This is a genomic window from Stenotrophomonas sp. YJH_SMC_73, assembly GCF_059370155.1.
In genome coordinates this window covers 353840-369517 of sequence record NZ_JCAFTJ010000004.1, presented here as the reverse complement: position 1 = coordinate 369517, position 15678 = coordinate 353840, and the positions used below count along the sequence as shown (strand labels likewise).

At 66.0% G+C, this 15678-nt stretch carries 14 protein-coding genes and 1 tRNA gene; 1 reads left to right on the top strand and 14 read right to left on the bottom strand.

The window, feature by feature from the left end; all coding sequences use genetic code 11:
• Nucleotides 1–6: 6 nt before the first annotated feature.
• Entirely contained in the window at nucleotides 7–489 is a 483-nt protein-coding gene (locus tag AC5P8R_RS09160; RefSeq protein ID WP_014646723.1) for a hypothetical protein, read from the bottom strand.
• A 221-nt stretch (nucleotides 490–710) separates the two neighbouring features.
• Between AC5P8R_RS09160 and AC5P8R_RS09155 the strand changes: the two genes are divergently transcribed.
• Entirely contained in the window at nucleotides 711–3041 is a 2331-nt protein-coding gene (locus AC5P8R_RS09155; protein WP_288494363.1) for a TonB-dependent receptor, read from the top strand.
• A 59-nt stretch (nucleotides 3042–3100) separates the two neighbouring features.
• On the opposite strand, the gene AC5P8R_RS09150 is transcribed toward AC5P8R_RS09155, so the two are convergent.
• From AC5P8R_RS09150 to AC5P8R_RS09090, 13 genes are all read right to left on the bottom strand, one after another.
• Nucleotides 3101–3193 (bottom strand) — tRNA-Ser (locus AC5P8R_RS09150).
• Nucleotides 3194–3271: 78 nt separating this feature from the next.
• A complete protein-coding gene (gene csrA / locus AC5P8R_RS09145) occupies nucleotides 3272–3475 on the bottom strand; it encodes a carbon storage regulator CsrA (protein WP_004152909.1) in 204 nt (67 codons plus the stop codon).
• 147 nt (nucleotides 3476–3622) lie between these two features.
• Entirely contained in the window at nucleotides 3623–6271 is a 2649-nt protein-coding gene (gene alaS / locus AC5P8R_RS09140; RefSeq protein ID WP_014646721.1) for an alanine--tRNA ligase, read from the bottom strand.
• Nucleotides 6272–6380: 109 nt separating this feature from the next.
• Nucleotides 6381–6872, bottom strand: coding sequence for a recombination regulator RecX (gene recX, locus AC5P8R_RS09135; protein WP_046429917.1), 492 nt, complete (start codon nucleotides 6870–6872; stop codon nucleotides 6381–6383).
• Between the two features lie 110 nt (nucleotides 6873–6982).
• Entirely contained in the window at nucleotides 6983–8020 is a 1038-nt protein-coding gene (recA, locus tag AC5P8R_RS09130; protein WP_005412937.1) for a recombinase RecA, read from the bottom strand.
• A 204-nt stretch (nucleotides 8021–8224) separates the two neighbouring features.
• Nucleotides 8225–8860 (bottom strand): transcriptional repressor LexA, encoded by a 636-nt coding sequence (gene lexA / locus AC5P8R_RS09125; RefSeq protein WP_049442301.1) that lies wholly within the window; start codon nucleotides 8858–8860, stop codon nucleotides 8225–8227.
• Between the two features lie 210 nt (nucleotides 8861–9070).
• Complete coding sequence (ubiB, locus tag AC5P8R_RS09120) at nucleotides 9071–10753, bottom strand: 2-polyprenylphenol 6-hydroxylase (protein ID WP_032962195.1); 1683 nt, start codon at nucleotides 10751–10753, stop codon at nucleotides 9071–9073.
• 34 nt (nucleotides 10754–10787) lie between these two features.
• Nucleotides 10788–11282, bottom strand: a complete 495-nt coding sequence (locus AC5P8R_RS09115; protein WP_329857532.1) for a CinA family protein — start codon at nucleotides 11280–11282, stop codon at nucleotides 10788–10790.
• Between the two features lie 119 nt (nucleotides 11283–11401).
• Nucleotides 11402–12712: a ribosome rescue GTPase HflX gene (gene hflX / locus AC5P8R_RS09110; protein ID WP_049405705.1), complete on the bottom strand. Its 1311-nt coding sequence runs from the start codon at nucleotides 12710–12712 to the stop codon at nucleotides 11402–11404.
• Between the two features lie 14 nt (nucleotides 12713–12726).
• Nucleotides 12727–13002, bottom strand: coding sequence for an RNA chaperone Hfq (gene hfq, locus AC5P8R_RS09105; RefSeq protein ID WP_004152891.1), 276 nt, complete (start codon nucleotides 13000–13002; stop codon nucleotides 12727–12729).
• A 96-nt stretch (nucleotides 13003–13098) separates the two neighbouring features.
• A complete protein-coding gene (miaA, locus tag AC5P8R_RS09100; RefSeq protein WP_134808724.1) occupies nucleotides 13099–14052 on the bottom strand; it encodes a tRNA (adenosine(37)-N6)-dimethylallyltransferase MiaA in 954 nt (317 codons plus the stop codon).
• Nucleotides 14052–14948 carry a dihydropteroate synthase gene (folP, locus tag AC5P8R_RS09095; protein ID WP_049405700.1) on the bottom strand — a complete coding sequence of 299 codons (897 nt, stop codon included), beginning with the start codon at nucleotides 14946–14948 and terminating at the stop codon, nucleotides 14052–14054. Before folP ends, miaA begins: the two co-directional genes overlap by 1 nt.
• A gap of 480 nt (nucleotides 14949–15428) precedes the next feature.
• The gene (locus tag AC5P8R_RS09090; protein ID WP_014646713.1) at nucleotides 15429–15614 is read right to left on the bottom strand and encodes a hypothetical protein; all 186 of its coding nucleotides are present in this window, start codon (nucleotides 15612–15614) and stop codon (nucleotides 15429–15431) included.
• Nucleotides 15615–15678: the final 64 nt, after the last annotated feature.

The following is a 15678-nucleotide window of genomic DNA, read 5'->3' as shown; positions in this document are numbered from 1 at the left end:
GCATCGCTACGGCATGCGCTTGAACAGGTTGGTCTGCAGGATCGGCGTGCCGTCATGACCGTAGAACGCCTTGGTCTCGGTCATCGTCGCCTGGTCATCCGCCACGGTGTAGATGCGGGTGGAGGCCGGCGTGCCATGGTCCACCAGCTGCATCACCAGCGTGTTCGGTGCAGGCAGTTTCAGGTTGGCCTTGTCCGCGCCATAGGTGCCGGACAGGGCGCCGGGCGTGCCATCCAGGGCCAGCGTGCCGTCGGATTTCATGGTCTTGCCGTCGTGCAGGACGATGTCCACGTGCGAGCTCCAGCGGCCACCACCGGCGTCCTTGAACTCGAGCACCACGTGCTTCGGGCGCTGCGCTTCGGGTAGCGCAGACGTGGCGATATCCAGCGACCAGCGCCCCAGCAGGGGAGAAGGCGAAGTCTCCACTGCCAGCGCCGGAACGGCGGGGAGTGAAAGCGCAGACAACAACACAGCGGACAACAGCTTCATACGTTGCTCCGTTCCAGTGAAGAAGATTCTGCGTGACGCGTTGTGGGGCGCAGCGCCTCGGATCGTGCACAGCATCGGCGCCCGGCGCAAGGCGGGGCGCTGAACACGCGGCAACCTCATTCGCGCCCCCGCGATTTCGGTCTGGCGGCAAGGTCTCATCCGTCCTTGCCGATACAAAGAGTTACGTTATAACATTTCACTTCGCCTTCACGAGTCCTGCCATGCGTCGCCACCTGCTTGCTGCTGCCATTCTGTTCGCCGTCCACACCGCCCAGGCCGCGGACGAACCCACCCTCCCCACCCTCCAGGTCCAGGCTTCCCAGCCCTCGCGCATCGACAGCCGGGTCACCGTCGACAATCCGCAGGCGCAGAACCGCACCCTCGGCGGCCTGCTCGAACACGTCTCCGGCGTGCAGAACAGTGCTTTCGGGCCGAACGCGGGCGCCCCGGTCATCCGCAGCCTCAGCGGCAACCGCGTGCAGATCCTGCAGGACGGCCAGTCCATCCTCGGCATGAACGCGATCAGCGGCGACATCAACATTCCGTTCGATCCACTGTTCGTGCGCAGCGTCACCGTCAACAAGTCCTCGGACACGGTGCGCTATGGCGGCAATGCGATCGGCGGCAGCGTCGAGATCGATTCGGGCCTGATCTCGCGCAGCATGGAAGACAAGGACCAGTCGATGGAACTGGTCCTGCGCAAGGGCTTCAATGCCGCCGATGCGCAGGGCTTCCGCATGAACTTCAACAACCAGCGCAACCTCTCGACCAACCTGCAGGTCTCGCGCCAGCGCATCTCGCACTACGACATCCCCGGCAACAGCAAGGCCCGTGTCTGCAACACCCGACTGTTCCCGCCGACCGGCGGCGTCAACTCGGCGCTGGCCGACAGCTGCCAGAAGGAAGCACGCGTACAGCAGATCTACAACAAGGCCTCGCAGCCTTACATCGACCAGTTCATGACCGAGAATCCTGACTGGGCCGATGGTGAATTCTCGTTCTACACCAACAACCCGACCTCGGTCTGGCAGCGCCGCACTTATATCAACCCGGTCAATCCTGCCTATGTCGCCGGCACGCCGTCATACGTGCAGAAGCAGATCAACAATGATGTGACGCCCGACTACCATCATCGGCTGGGCAACAGCCATGCGCGCAACTCGCAGGTGGCCTTCGGCTCGACCCTGTTCTTTGACCGCGGCTACGTCGGTGTCAGCATCGATGCCAAGGACAGCGAGTACGGCGTGCCGGGCTTCTCGATGCAGAACCTGTCGTTCGGTTCCAACCATGCCGATGGCCTGCCGGTAGGCGTGGTGATCAAGCAGCAGCGCTACGCGCTGGAAGCCCTGCTGCGTGATCCGCTGCCGTGGTTCGAGCGCGCGGAACTCCGCGTGTCCAGGCTGGACAACACTTCAGGCGAGCGGCTGGGTACCACCAGGGCAAACGACTACGATTTCGAGAGCACCCAGGCCGAGTTGCTGCTCAGCCATCAACGCGTCGGCCCGCTCAGCGGCCTGGTCGGTTTCAGCCACCAGTCGCGTGATGTCACCGGCAGCGGCTCGCAGCGCTACCTGCCGGACGTGGACACCCGCAGCAATGCGGTATTCCTGAAGGAAACGCTGGACGTCGGCTGGGTTACCTTCGATGCTGGCGTACGCCACGAACGGGTCGACCACGCACTACAGCCCAGCCGCTTCAAGACCGCGCGCAATGCCGCCAACACGAAACTGCAGGACCGCGACTACCGGCTCAACAGCTACAGCCTCGGCTCGTACGTCGAGCTCGGCCCCTTGTTCGCGGCCAAGGTCCGTTACTCATCCTCACAGCGCGCCCCGGAGATCAACGAGCTGTATGCCAGCAACGCGCACTATTCGGTGATGACACAGGAAGAAGGCAACCAGAACCTGGAACCGGAGCGCGCGAAGAACCTGGAACTGACCGGCCTGTTCCACCTCGGCGGTTTCGAGCTGTCCGCCACCGCGTACCGGATGCGGTACGAGAACTACCTCTATCTCGGCTATTCCGGCCTGCAGACCGCCAACCGCCTGCCGCTGAAGTACTGGAAGCAGACCGACACCACGGTGAAGGGCTTCGAGATCGACGCGTCGCAGGCATTGGACCTGGGCCGCTATGGCACGTTGAACGTCTCTGCCTTCGCCGACCTGGTGAAGAACAAGGCCGACCACCCGGATTCGCTGCGCGCCCACAACGACGGCGAGTATCTGCCGAACATGCCGACCAACCGCTACGGCGCCAACCTGCAGTGGCAGCGCGAAGGCTGGAAGGCACAACTGTCCAGCACCTACTACGACGCGCAGAAGTACCTGGGTCGCAATGTCAGTGAGGAAATTCCGCTCGACGCATTCAACCTGGTCGACCTGCAGGTCAGCCGCGAACTTCCAGTGCGCAACAGCTACATCGCAGGCGTGGAAGTGTTCGTCAATGGCAGCAACCTGCTCAATGAAGAAGCGCGGCCGCACAACTCGCCGCTGAAGTACATCGCGCCCCTGCCGGGGCGGGGCTTCCAGGTCGGCGTGACGATACGGCTCTGAAGGCCGGCCATAAAGAAAAACGCCTGCAGATCGAGGATCTGCAGGCGCTTCTTTGTATCTGGCGGAGTGAGAGGGATTCGAACCCTCGATAGAGCTTTTGACCCTATACTCCCTTAGCAGGGGAGCCCCTTCGGCCACTCGGGCATCACTCCGGGGTATTCTCCGCGTCTGGTGCGTTGCACCTCAGCGGGGCGTGAATCATAACGTTAATCGAGTGCGAAGGTAAAGCGTTATTCGGCAGAATTTTCGCTACCGGTGCCACCGGCTTCATCACCACGCTGGATGCGCTGGTAGATCTCTTCGCGATGCACAGCGACGTCCTTCGGCGCAGTGATGCCGATACGCACCTGGTTACCCTTGACGCCAAGCACGGTGACGCTCACCGAGTCACCGATCATCAGGGTTTCGCCGACGCGGCGAGTCAGGATCAACATTTTTGTAAGTCTCCATGGAACCGTGTGGAAGGGTATCCCCCACCGGCTTGACGCTCCGTCAAGAAGCGCTACCACGACAAAGGGAAAAGATTCGCAATGGTACCGTCAGCCGTCCCGCTCCTACAAGGAGGGGGACGGCAGGGTTCATCACAGGCGGGGGCTGACCCATTCGACGACTGCAGCCAGCGCAGTGGCAAGGGCGGGCCCGTCCTCGCCACCACCCTGGGCGAGGTCCGGGCGTCCGCCGCCCTTGCCCCCGATCTGACCGGCGATATGGGACAACAGTTCCCCGGCCTTGACTTTGCCCATTGCGCTGCCGTTCACACCCGCGACCAGGGCGGCCTTGCCGTCCTGGGCACCGGCCAGCACGATCACCGCGTCGCCCAGCTGCTGCTTCAGGCGGTCCATGGCGTCACGCAGGGCCTTGGCGTCGAAGCCCTCCAGGCGGGCAGCCAGCACCTTCACGCCGGCGACCTCGACGGCCTGGCCGGACAGGTCGGCCGTGGCACCGGCCGCGACCTTGGCCTTCACGGCCTCCAGTTCGCGTTCCAGCTGCTTCTGGCGCTGGCCGAGGGCACGGATCTTCTCGACCACGTCGGCAGCGCTGCCACCGAGCAGTTCAGCGGCCTCGGCCAGGCGGGCCTCTTCGGCGTCCACGTAGTCCAAGGCGCCCTGGCCGGTAACCGCCTCGATGCGGCGCACGCCGGCGGAAACACCGCCCTCGGAGGTGATCTTGAACAGACCGATGTCGCCGGTACGGTTGACGTGGGTGCCACCGCACAGCTCGGTGGAGTAGTCACCCATCTTCAGCACGCGCACGTGCTCACCGTACTTCTCGCCGAACAGGGCCATCGCGCCGAAGTCCAGCGCTTCCTGCATGGCCATGGTGTGCACTTCAGCGGCGTTGTTGGCACGCACCTGCTGGTTGACCTTGCGCTCGATCACCGCCAGCTCTTCCGCGCTGATCGGCTGGAAGTGCGAGAAGTCGAAACGCAGGCGGTCCGGCGCGACCAGCGAGCCCTTCTGCTGCACGTGGGTGCCCAGCACTTCGCGCAGCGCGGCGTGCAGCAGGTGGGTGGCCGAGTGGTTGAGGATGGTGGCGCCACGGCGCTCGCCATCGACCTGGCCGGACAGCACATCGCCGACCTTCAGGCCGCCTTCGGACAAGGTGCCGACGTGGCCATGGAACTGGCCGGCGAACTTCTGGGTGTCCTCCACCGCCAGGCGCACGCCGTTGCCGGCCAGCACGCCGGTGTCACCGACCTGGCCGCCGGATTCGGCATAGAACGGGGTCTGGTTGGTGATGACGATGACCGAATCACCGGCATCGGCCGACTGCACCGGACGACCGTCCTTGAGCAGGGCCAGCACGCTCAGGCCGTCGGCCTGCAGGCGGTCATAGCCCAGGAACAGGGTCGGGCTCAGCGTTGCCACCAGCTCGGCCGGCAGGGTCACGCCGCCGCCGAACTTGCCGGCCGCCCGTGCGGTTTCGCGCTGCTGTTCCATCGCGGCATCGAAGCCGGCGATGTCGACGGTCAGGTCGCGCTCGCGCGCGATGTCCTGGGTCAGGTCGAGCGGGAAGCCATAAGTGTCGTACAGGCGGAACGCGTCAACGCCCGGGATCACGCCATTGCTGGCCTTGCCGGCCACGTCCTCGAAGATCTTCATGCCGGCGTCGAGGGTTTCGGCGAAACGCTCTTCTTCGGCCTGCAGCGCACGGGTGACGGTGTCCACCGCCGCCGGCAGCTCTGGATAGGCCTCGCCCATCTGCTCGACCAGGGTCGGCACCAGCTTGCTGAAGAACGGCTGGCGCACGCCCAGCATCCAGCCGTGGCGCAGGGCGCGGCGGATGATACGGCGCAGCACGTAACCGCGGCCTTCGTTGGACGGCAGCACGCCATCGACGATCAGGAACGAACAGGCACGGATGTGGTCGGCAATCACGCGCAGCGACTTGTTCTCCAGGTCGGCGGTGCCGGTCAGCTCGGAAGCCTTGCGGATCAGCGCCTGGAACAGGTCGATCTCATAGTTGGTGTGCACGTGCTGCAGGATCGCCGCCAGGCGCTCCAGGCCCATGCCGGTATCCACGCACGGCGCCGGCAGCGGCACCAGGGTGCCGTCGGGCTGGCGGTCGAACTGCATGAACACCAGGTTCCAGATCTCGATGAAACGGTCGCCGTCTTCGTCCGGGGAACCCGGGGGACCACCGGCAATATGATCACCGTGGTCGTAGAAGATCTCGGTGCACGGGCCGCACGGGCCGGTGTCGGCCATCTGCCAGAAGTTGTCCGAAGCGAACGGCGCGCCCTTGTTGTCGCCGATGCGTACGATGCGCTCTTCCGGAACGCCGACCATGTCGCGCCACAGTTCGTAGGCTTCGTCGTCGGTCTGGTACACGGTGACCAGCAGGCGTTCGGCCGGCAGCTTCCAGACCTGGGTCAGCAGCTCCCAGGCCCAGGCGATCGCGTCCTTCTTGAAGTAGTCGCCGAACGACCAGTTGCCCAGCATTTCGAAGAAGGTGTGGTGGCGCGCGGTGTAGCCGACCTGGTCGAGGTCGTTGTGCTTGCCGCCCGCGCGCAGGCAGCGCTGCACGTCGGCCGCGCGCACGTAGCTGCGCTTTTCCGCGCCAAGGAACACGTCCTTGAACTGCACCATGCCGGAGTTGGTGAACAGCAGGGTCGGATCATTGCCCGGCACCAGCGGCGCCGACGGCACGATGGTGTGGCCTTTACCCTTGAAGAACTCAAGGAAGTCGCTGCGGATCTGGGATGTCGTGAATTTGGCGGATGCGTTCATTGGGGGCTGGCAGTCTGCGGGCCGGCGGACCCGGACCACCGGCCGCGTTGGCCAGGGTCGCGAGGGACCGCCGAAAACCTAAAGGGTATCAGGCCCGGCGCCGCCAGTCTCAGTCATCCGGGTCGTAGCGGGTCGCGCGGCGGATGCTGTCGCCGTCGAAGCCCCGCCGGGCCAGCAGATCGGCAGCCTTGCGCCGCTGCGTCAGGTCCTGCGGGCCGGCCTCGCCAAAGCGTCGGCGGACCAGATCACGGGCGTTTTCCTGCCAGTCGCCTTCGTAGCTGTCCATCGCTGCGGCAATCGCGGCACTGTCCAGGCCATGGGTCCCCAGCTCGGCGCGGACATGGATCGGCCCATAACCTGTGTTGGCGCGCATCCTCACCAGGTTCTCGGCAAAACGGGTGTCGTCCTGCCAGCCGGCCTCGGTCAACTTGGCGACAGCGGCCTGCGCGGCTTCGTCTTCGATGCCACGGGAGGTCAGCTTGCGGGTGAGTTCCTTGCGCGAGTGCTCGCGGCGGACCAGCAGGCCCAACGCCCGTTGCACGGGGGTCTGCTCACGCGGCCGGCGCTTGCGGCCGGTCGGAATGTCTTCGGCGTCGGACATGGGTACTCCAAGGGTGGCGCCATCCGTGGCGCCCAGCCCATCCCTGGGCGATTCGAACCTGCGGGACAGGGCGACGTCACTGACGGCGCCACCCTGCCCCACAGCAAGCCTTATTCGTCTTCGCCTTCGTCGTCGCCTTCCTCGCGGGCCGCTTCGGCCGGCTGGAATTTCTCGCGCAGCTCGGCCTCGAGCTTGGCGGCGACAGTCGGGTTGTCGCGCAGGTAGCCGCGGGCGTTGTCCTTGCCCTGGCCAATGCGTTCTTCACCGTAGCTGTACCAGGCGCCAGCCTTCTCCACCAGCTTGGCATCCACACCCATGTCGATCAGCTCGCCTTCACGGCTGATGCCTTCGCCATACAGGATTTCGGTGATGACCTGCTTGAACGGAGGTGCCAGCTTGTTCTTGACGACCTTGATCTTGGTCTGGTTACCGATGATCTCGTCACCCTTCTTGATCGCGCCGATACGGCGGATGTCCAGGCGGACCGAGGCGTAGAACTTGAGCGCGTTGCCACCGGTGGTGGTTTCCGGGCTCTGGCCCGGCATCATCACGCCGATCTTCATGCGCAGCTGGTTGATGAAGATCACCAGGGTGTTGGAGCGCTTGATGTTGCCGGTCAGCTTGCGCAGCGCCTGGCTCATCAGGCGGGCCTGCAGGCCTGGCAGCTGGTCGCCCATCTCGCCTTCGATTTCGGCCTTCGGGGTCAGCGCGGCAACCGAGTCGATCACCAGGATGTCCACCGAACCCGAACGGACCAGCATGTCGGCGATTTCCAGCGCCTGCTCACCGGTGTCCGGCTGCGACAGCAGCAGGTCGTCCACGTTCACGCCCAGCTTGGCGGCGTAGATCGGGTCCAGCGCGTGCTCGGCGTCGATGAAGGCCGCGGTGCCGCCCATCTTCTGGCATTCGGCGATGGCCTGCAGGGTCAAGGTGGTCTTGCCCGAGGATTCCGGCCCGTAGATCTCAACGACACGGCCCTTTGGCAGACCACCAATGCCCAGCGCGATGTCGAGCATCAGCGAACCGGTCGGGATGGCTTCGACGGGCTCGACCACGCGGTCGCCCATGCGCATCACCGAGCCCTTGCCGAACTGCTTTTCGATCTGGCCCAGAGCTGCAGCGAGGGCGCGCTTCTTGTTCTCGTCCATCGGATTGGTCCTTGCAGAGGTCGTGTCGTTGGAGGTGCTGTCTTTGGGGGTCTTCTTTGCCATGGGCTCACTTTAAGTCGGACGTATCGCACAGGCTGAGATTCTGCCCGGCGCTCTGAAAAGAATTATCGGACATCCGTACCAACCTCAGTGGAACCAGAGAATCGCCACAAAAGACCGCGGGGTAATGCGCTACGGAACGGGTCAACGGTTGGGCCGCAACAGGCCGCAATAGAGGCCCTCGATCGCGAAGTCCTGATCCGGCAGCACCTCGATCGGCTTGTAGTCGGGATTGCGCGGCAGCAGGCGGATGCGATCCTTGGCGATCTTCAGCAGCTTGACCGTGATCTCGTCATCGATGCGGGCCACCACGATCTGCCCGGAATGGGCGTCGCGGGTGCGGTGCACGCCGATCAGGTCACCGTCGAAGATGCCCTCATCGATCATCGAGTCGCCCTGCACCTTCAGCAGGTAGTCCGGCGCCGGCGAGAAGAACACCCGGTCCAGCACCACGAAATCGTCCGAGCCGATGTCGGCACCGATCGGCAGGCCGGCCGCAACCCGGCCCAGCACCGGCAGCCGCAGCACGCTGTCGGCCAGGCCCGGCTCGGCCAGCTTCTCGACCGGCGGTGCCTGCACCAGGCGGATGCCGCGGGCCTGACCCGGGACGCGACGGATCGCACCGGCCTGCTCCAGGGCTTCCAGGTGGTACTGGGCCGCGCGCACGCCCTTGAAGCCGAATGCGCGTGCGATTTCAGTCTGCGACGGCGGTGCGCCTTCGCTCTCGATACGCTCGGCGATCAACTGCAGGATCGCCTGCTGGGTGTCGGTCAGGTCCATGGTTAGTAGTATTACTACTAATATGCGCGACTGCAAGTGCCGGGGCGATCGGGGTGGTGCGGGCTTGTTGGGCCGAGGCATGCTCGGCAAGCGCGCGAATGACGGGGCCGACCCAGGCAAGAGCAGCCGAGCATGGCTCGGCTCTACAGGAATCGCTGCGCGATTCTGCGGTTCCTGTGGAACCGCAACAGGCGCACTTCGTGCACCTGCCTACGTGTGCTTGCCGCTTCTCCATATCGAAACCAGGATCCATACGCCGCAGAAGCCGGCGCCGATGAATCCGCACACGCCCAGCGCCAGCAACCAGCGGCTGGAAACCCCGCCGACGCTGTGCATCACGATCGACGAGCCGATGATCAGCGCGGCCGTGATCACGCCCACCACCAGTCGGTTCGCGGCCCGGTTCACCTGCTCGCCAAAGCCCTGCAGCGCGGTGGTCTCCACCTTCAGCTGGAGGCGCCCACGGCGCGCCGCCTGGACCAGCTTGCGCAGGTCGCGCGGCAACTCGCCGGCGAAGTCGACCAGGCCCAACAGGCTGCGCCGGCCGCGCTTGAGCAGCGCCCTGGGCGCATAACGCTGCAGCACCACGCGCTCCAGGAACGGGCGGGCGGCGCTGGCCATGTCGAAATCCGGATCCAGCTGCCGGCCCATGCCTTCCAGGGTCAGGAAGGCCTTGATCATCAGTGCCAGGTCGGCCGGCAGGGTCAGGCTGTAGCTGCGCAGCAGCTGGGTGATGTCACCCAGCATCAGGCCGATGCGCAGATCCTTCAGCGGCACGCCACGGTACTGGTCGACGAACTGGCTGATGTCGTGCTGCAGCCGGTTCTCGTCCACTTCCACGCCGCCGGCCCAGTCCAGCAGCACGTCGGCCACGCCCTGCGGGTCCTGCTCGACCAGGCCGTGCAGCAGTTGCGCGACCTGGAAGCGGCGCACTTCGGACAGCGCACCGACCATGCCGAAATCGATCACGCCGATGCGGCCGTCACGCAGGTAGATGATGTTGCCGGGGTGTGGATCGGCGTGGAAGCTGCCGTCCTCCAGCACCATCTTCAGCACGATGCCGGCACCACGCCGCGCCAGCTCGCGCCGGTCCAGGCCCGCCGCATCGACGCCAGCCAGATCGCGGCCGGGAATGCCGTCGACGAAGTCCTGCACGTTCAAGCTCTCGCAGGTCCACTGCCAGTGCACCTTCGGAATCAGTATGTCGTCACGGCCGCTGAAGTTGCGCGCGATGCGTTCGGCATTGCGGCATTCGGCGGCAAAATCCAGCTCGCGGCGCAGCGATACGGTGAACTGCTGCACGACCTCGGCCGGGCGATAGCGACGCAGGTCCGGCAACCGGGCCTCGACGATCTCGGCCAGCCGCGCCAGCAGCCGCAGGTCGGCCTCGACCACGTCGCGGATGCCGGGACGCCGCACCTTCAGCACCACCTCACGACCATCATGCAGCCGCGCGCGATGGGCCTGCGCCAGCGAGGCGGCGGCCATCGGGGTTTCGTCAAGGAAGGCGAATACCTCCGCCGGCGACGCGCCCAGGTCGGCTTCGAGCTGCCCGCGGATCTCGGCGTACGGCAGCGCCGGCACCGCGTTCTGCAGTTCGGACAGCTCGGCAATCCACTCCGGCGGCAACAGGTCGACGCGCGTTGCCAGCACCTGGCCAAGCTTGACGAAGGTCGGGCCAAGATCCTGCATCGCACTGCGCACGCGCACCGGTGCGGTCATCCGCAGCAGCTCCTGCCGGTCCTCGTTCCAGTGCAACAGGCGCCCTGCCCGCTCCAGCGTGCTGGCCAGGCCGATGCGCCGCACCACGTCGCCGAAGCCGTAGCGGATCAGGACAACGGCGATTTCCTGCAGTCGGCCCAGGTCACGGACCGTGCCCAGCGTTTCCCACATCATGCGTGCTCCGGACGGTTACCGGAGCAGCATGTCACAGCTGGGCGTCGATACCGTGCAATGCCGCCGCCACGGTTTGCCGGCGGATGGCTTCGCGGTCGCCATCGAACTGGAACAGCTCGGCGCGGGCGTAACCACCGCGGCGCTTCCAGCCGATCCAGACACTGCCGACTGGCTTGTCCGGACTGCCACCGCCGGGGCCGGCGATACCGGTCACCGCCACGGCGATGCCGGCACCGGAATTGACCAGCGCACCGGACACCATCTCCAGAACGGTTTCGCGACTGACCGCGCCGAACTGTTCCAGCGTCTGCGCACGCACGCCCAGCAGGCGCTGCTTGGCTTCATAGCTGTAGACCACCATGCCGCAGTCGAAGAACGCCGAAGAACCGGCGATGTCGGTCATGCACTTGGCGATCCAGCCGCCACTGCAGCTTTCGGCCGTGACCAGCTGCAGCGAGGCCTGTTGCAGGCGCTGCCCGAGCGCGGCGGACTGGGCATTGAGATCGGCGTCGGTGGGGATGGACATCGGCATGACGGTGGGGTGAAGAACCCCGTTGTACCGCAGATGACAGCCGGATGTCGCGCCCCTCCGGCACGATTGCGTTGCCGGCCAGCGGCCGGCACCACCAGCCATGGGCCGCTAGCTCACCACTCCGGCAGTTTCTCCGGCAGCAGCGCCCGGATCGGCGCGCCATCGGCACTGGCGGCCAGCTTCTCGGCTTCGGCAATCGGCAGGTCCACCTGCAGCAGCCAGCCCTCTTCATCGGCCTGTTCGCTGCGGATCACTTCCAGCTGGTGCAGGCGCGCACGCAGGCGGCCGGCATCCGGCGGCAGGCGCAATTCACCGGTCACGTGCTGCAGGCCAAGGCGCTTGCCCAGCACTGCCTGCAGCAGCTCAAGGCCCTGCCCGTCACGCGCGGAAATCCAGACACGTTCACGACGCGACTCGTCGGGCACGCCATCCTGGCCATCGTGGCGGACGTCGGCACCGTCGATGCGGTCGATCTTGTTGAACACCAGCAGCTGCGGCAGGTCACCGGCACCGACCGCGGTCAGCACCTCGTCCACCTGGGCGATGCGCTCCTCGCGGTGCGGATCGGCGGCGTCGACCACATGCAGCAGGAAATCGGCCTCGCGTGCCTCGGACAGCGTCGAGCGGAACGCGGCGACCAGATCATGCGGCAGGTCGCGGACGAAACCGACGGTGTCGGCCAGCACCACGCTGCCGCCCGGGACCGCGATGCGGCGCACGGTCGGGTCCAGCGTGGCGAACAGCTGGTCGGCGGCATAGGCCTCGGCGCCGGTCATGGCGTTGAACAGGGTCGATTTGCCGGCGTTGGTGTAGCCCACCAGGGCCACGCGCGGCAGCTCGCTGCGCACACGCGCACGGCGCATCTGGGTGCGCTGCACTTCAACCTTCTCCAGGCGCTTCTGCAGCTGCTCGACCCGCTTCTGCAACAGGCGGCGGTCGGTTTCCAGCTGGGTTTCACCCGGGCCACGCAGGCCGATCGAACCGCCGCGCTGGCGCTCCAGGTGGGTCCAGCCGCGAACCAATCGCGTAGCCAGGTGACGCAGCTGCGCCAGCTCGACCTGCAGCTTGCCCTCGTGGCTGTGTGCACGCTGGGCAAAGATGTCCAGGATCAGACCGGTGCGGTCGATCACCCGGCGCTCGAGGAAGCGTTCCAGGTTGCGCTCCTGACCCGGGCTCAGCGCATGGTTGACCAGGATCAGGTCGGCGCCACTGGCATCGGCCGCGGCCTTGATCTCGTCCAGCTTGCCGCTGCCGATCAGGGTTGACGGATTCGGACGGTCCAGGCGCGCGGTGATCGTCGCGGCGATGCTGGCCCCAGCCGAGCGGGCCAGATCACCGAACTCTTCCAGCACATCGTCTTCCAGCTTGCCGAAATGGGGCTGGATCAACAGGGCGTGTTCGCCCTTTTTCGAGCGGTCAAACATTCACCGCTCCGGTATTACTCGTCTGCTTCATCACCTGCCTGACCACCTTCACCCGACTGCACGTAACCACCGCCCGGACCGACCTTCACGTTGCGTGCCGGAACCACCGTGGAAATGGCGTGCTTGTAGACCATCTGACTGACCGTGTTGCGCAGCAGGACCACGAACTGGTCGAACGACTCGATCGTGCCCTGCAGCTTGATGCCGTTCACCAGGTACACCGAAACCGGCACGCGCTCGCGCCGCAGTGCGTTCAAGAAAGGATCCTGCAGCGATTGCCCCTTGGACATTGCACACTCCTGATTATTGTTCTTATTGGGTTGCCGACGGTTGCCACGGCCCCCGAGCCGCCCGCCGACCGATGATGTTACACGGCTGGCGGGGGTTCAGCGTGCGACGAAGGCCGACACCGCGCCGGCAAGGCGCTCCTGGTCGATATGGGGGTCGAACCAGCGCGCATCAAGCTCGCCGCGCAGCCACGTCAGCTGGCGCTTGGCCAGCTGGCGGGTGGCGAAGATCGCCTTGTCACGGAAACGGGCGGCATCACCCTCCCCGTCCAGGTACTCCCAGGCCTGGCGATAGCCGACCGCACGCACCGCCGGCAGGTCCAACGCGGCCTCCACGGCGGCCATTTCCGGCATCGCGCGCAGTGCCCGCACTTCGTCCAGGAAGCCCTGCGCCAGCATGGTGTCGAAGCGCGCCTCGATGCGCTGGTGCAGTACCGCGCGGTCACGCGGGGCCAGGATCAGCTTGAGGGTGCGCACCGGCAGCGGCGCTACGCCCGGACGGCGCTGCCATTCAGTGATGGGCGTGCCGGTCAGGCGATAGACCTCCAGTGCCCGCTGGATGCGTTGCGGGTCGGTGGCATGGATGCGTGCGGCGGCGGCCGGATCGACCTCGGCCAGCTCTGCGTGCAATGCCGCCCAGCCCCGCTCGGCCGCCTCGGTGCTGAGTGCTTCGCGCATCACCGGGTCGGCCTCCGGCATCGGCGACAGGCCCTGCAGCAGGGCCCGGAAGTACAGCCCCGTGCCACCTGCCAGGATCGGCGTTTTGCCGCGTGCCACGATGTCGGCCACGACCCGGCCGGCATCGGCGGCGAACTCGGCCGCCGAATAGGTCTGCCAGGGATCGCGCAGGTCCAGCAGATGGTGCGGCGCCTGTGCACGCTCGGCCGCATCAGGCTTGGCCGAGCCGATGTCCAGGTGGCGGTATACCAGCGCCGAATCGACGCTGACGATTTCGCCGTCCAGTTGCTGTGCCAAAGCGATTGCGGTGGCGGTCTTGCCACTGGCGGTCGGCCCCATCACGGCGATCGCCAGCGGCCGCCGATCGACGCCCATCAGTCTTCGTCCGGCCAGCGGATCGTCGGCGCAGCGTCGGCACGCGGCGTCGGCACGGCCTCCACTGCCTGCCAGATCTTCAGCGCATCGACGGTGGCCGCCACGTCATGCACGCGCACGATGCGCGCGCCACGTTGGACCGCGATCAGGTGCGCGGCCACCGAAGCCGCCACGCGTTCGGAGGGCGTGTCGCGGCCAGTGAGTTCTCCCAGGCTGCGCTTGCGTGACAGGCCGGCCAGCACCGGCACCCCCAGTTCCAGGAAGCGCTCCGAACGCGCCAGCAGGGTCATGTTGTGGGCGGTGCTCTTGCCGAAGCCAAAACCAAGGTCGATCAGCAGGTTCTTCTTCGCAATGCCCGCCATCTCGGCAGCGAACAGGCGCTGCACCAGGAAACCATGCACCTCGGCGACCACGTCGTCGTAGTGCGGATCGGCCTGCATGTGGCCCGGCTCGCCCTGCATGTGCATCAGCACCACCGGCACGCCGGTTTCGGCGGCAGCTTCAAGCGCACCGCCCTGGCGCAGGGCGAAGATGTCGTTGATCATGCCGGCGCCAGCGGCCACCGCCGCGCGCATCACCTCCGGCTTGAAGGTATCGATGCTGATCGGCACCCGGGTGCGGGCGGCCAGCTGCTCGATTACCGGAATCACCCGGCGCAGTTCCTCCTCGACCGAGACCGGCGCAGCGCCCGGGCGGGTCGATTCGCCGCCGATATCGAGCAGGTCGGCGCCCTCCTCGACCAGCTTCAGGCCATGGGCGACCGCAGCCTCGGTGGTGTCATGCGCGCCGCCATCGGAGAAGGAGTCCGGGGTGACGTTGACGATGCCCATGACCCGGGCACGGTCGAGGCGCAGGATGCGGCCGGCGCAATCGAGCTGGGGCGAGGTATCGAACATGGGCAATCCTGCAGGGACGACGGCGGGTAGTTTAGTTCGGCAGGGCGGCGCCCTGCACCCGCAGAGGCCCGGGCTACAGCAACAGCTGAAGCAACAGCCGAAGCAACAGCAGGTGTACTGAGGGATGGCGTGGGGTCAGATCCGTTTTCCTACGGAAAACGGATCTGACCCCGAATTGATTCGATATCTGACAGAGATTCATCCACGCATGGCGTGGATCTACCGTGTCGACCAAGGTCGACACCTGCCAACAGCGGCCGGAATCTGTCAGAGGTGGGGCGGTGTCGGAGGGCGGGGTGTCAGCCGTATGGATGCGGCTGCCAAGCCCCCATGGATGGGTTCAAGGCGTCCCCGCCCTCCGACACCGCCCCACCAAATCGCGGAATGCAGCTGTTGCTGTTGCTGTTGCTGTTGCTGCTGAGGTTGCCGGCCAGCGGCCGGCACTACCGCGGGTGCAGGGCGCAGCCCTGCGGACACCCCTCAACGGCGGCGGCGCTTGCGGTCCACGTACAGGGTTCTGGCGATGCTCAGCACGATGCCGACACCGATACCCACCACGCAGCCCAGCAGCAGGTTGTCGGCGCCCAGCCCTACGCCCACGCCGACCACGGTGGCGATGATCATTTCGGCGGTGTGGGAAATCGGTTCAGGCTTCGGGGCGGACATGCAGGCTCCAGCATCAGTTCGGTTCGGAAGGGGCCGAAGGCCCGGAAACAACAAGGCCGGGTTT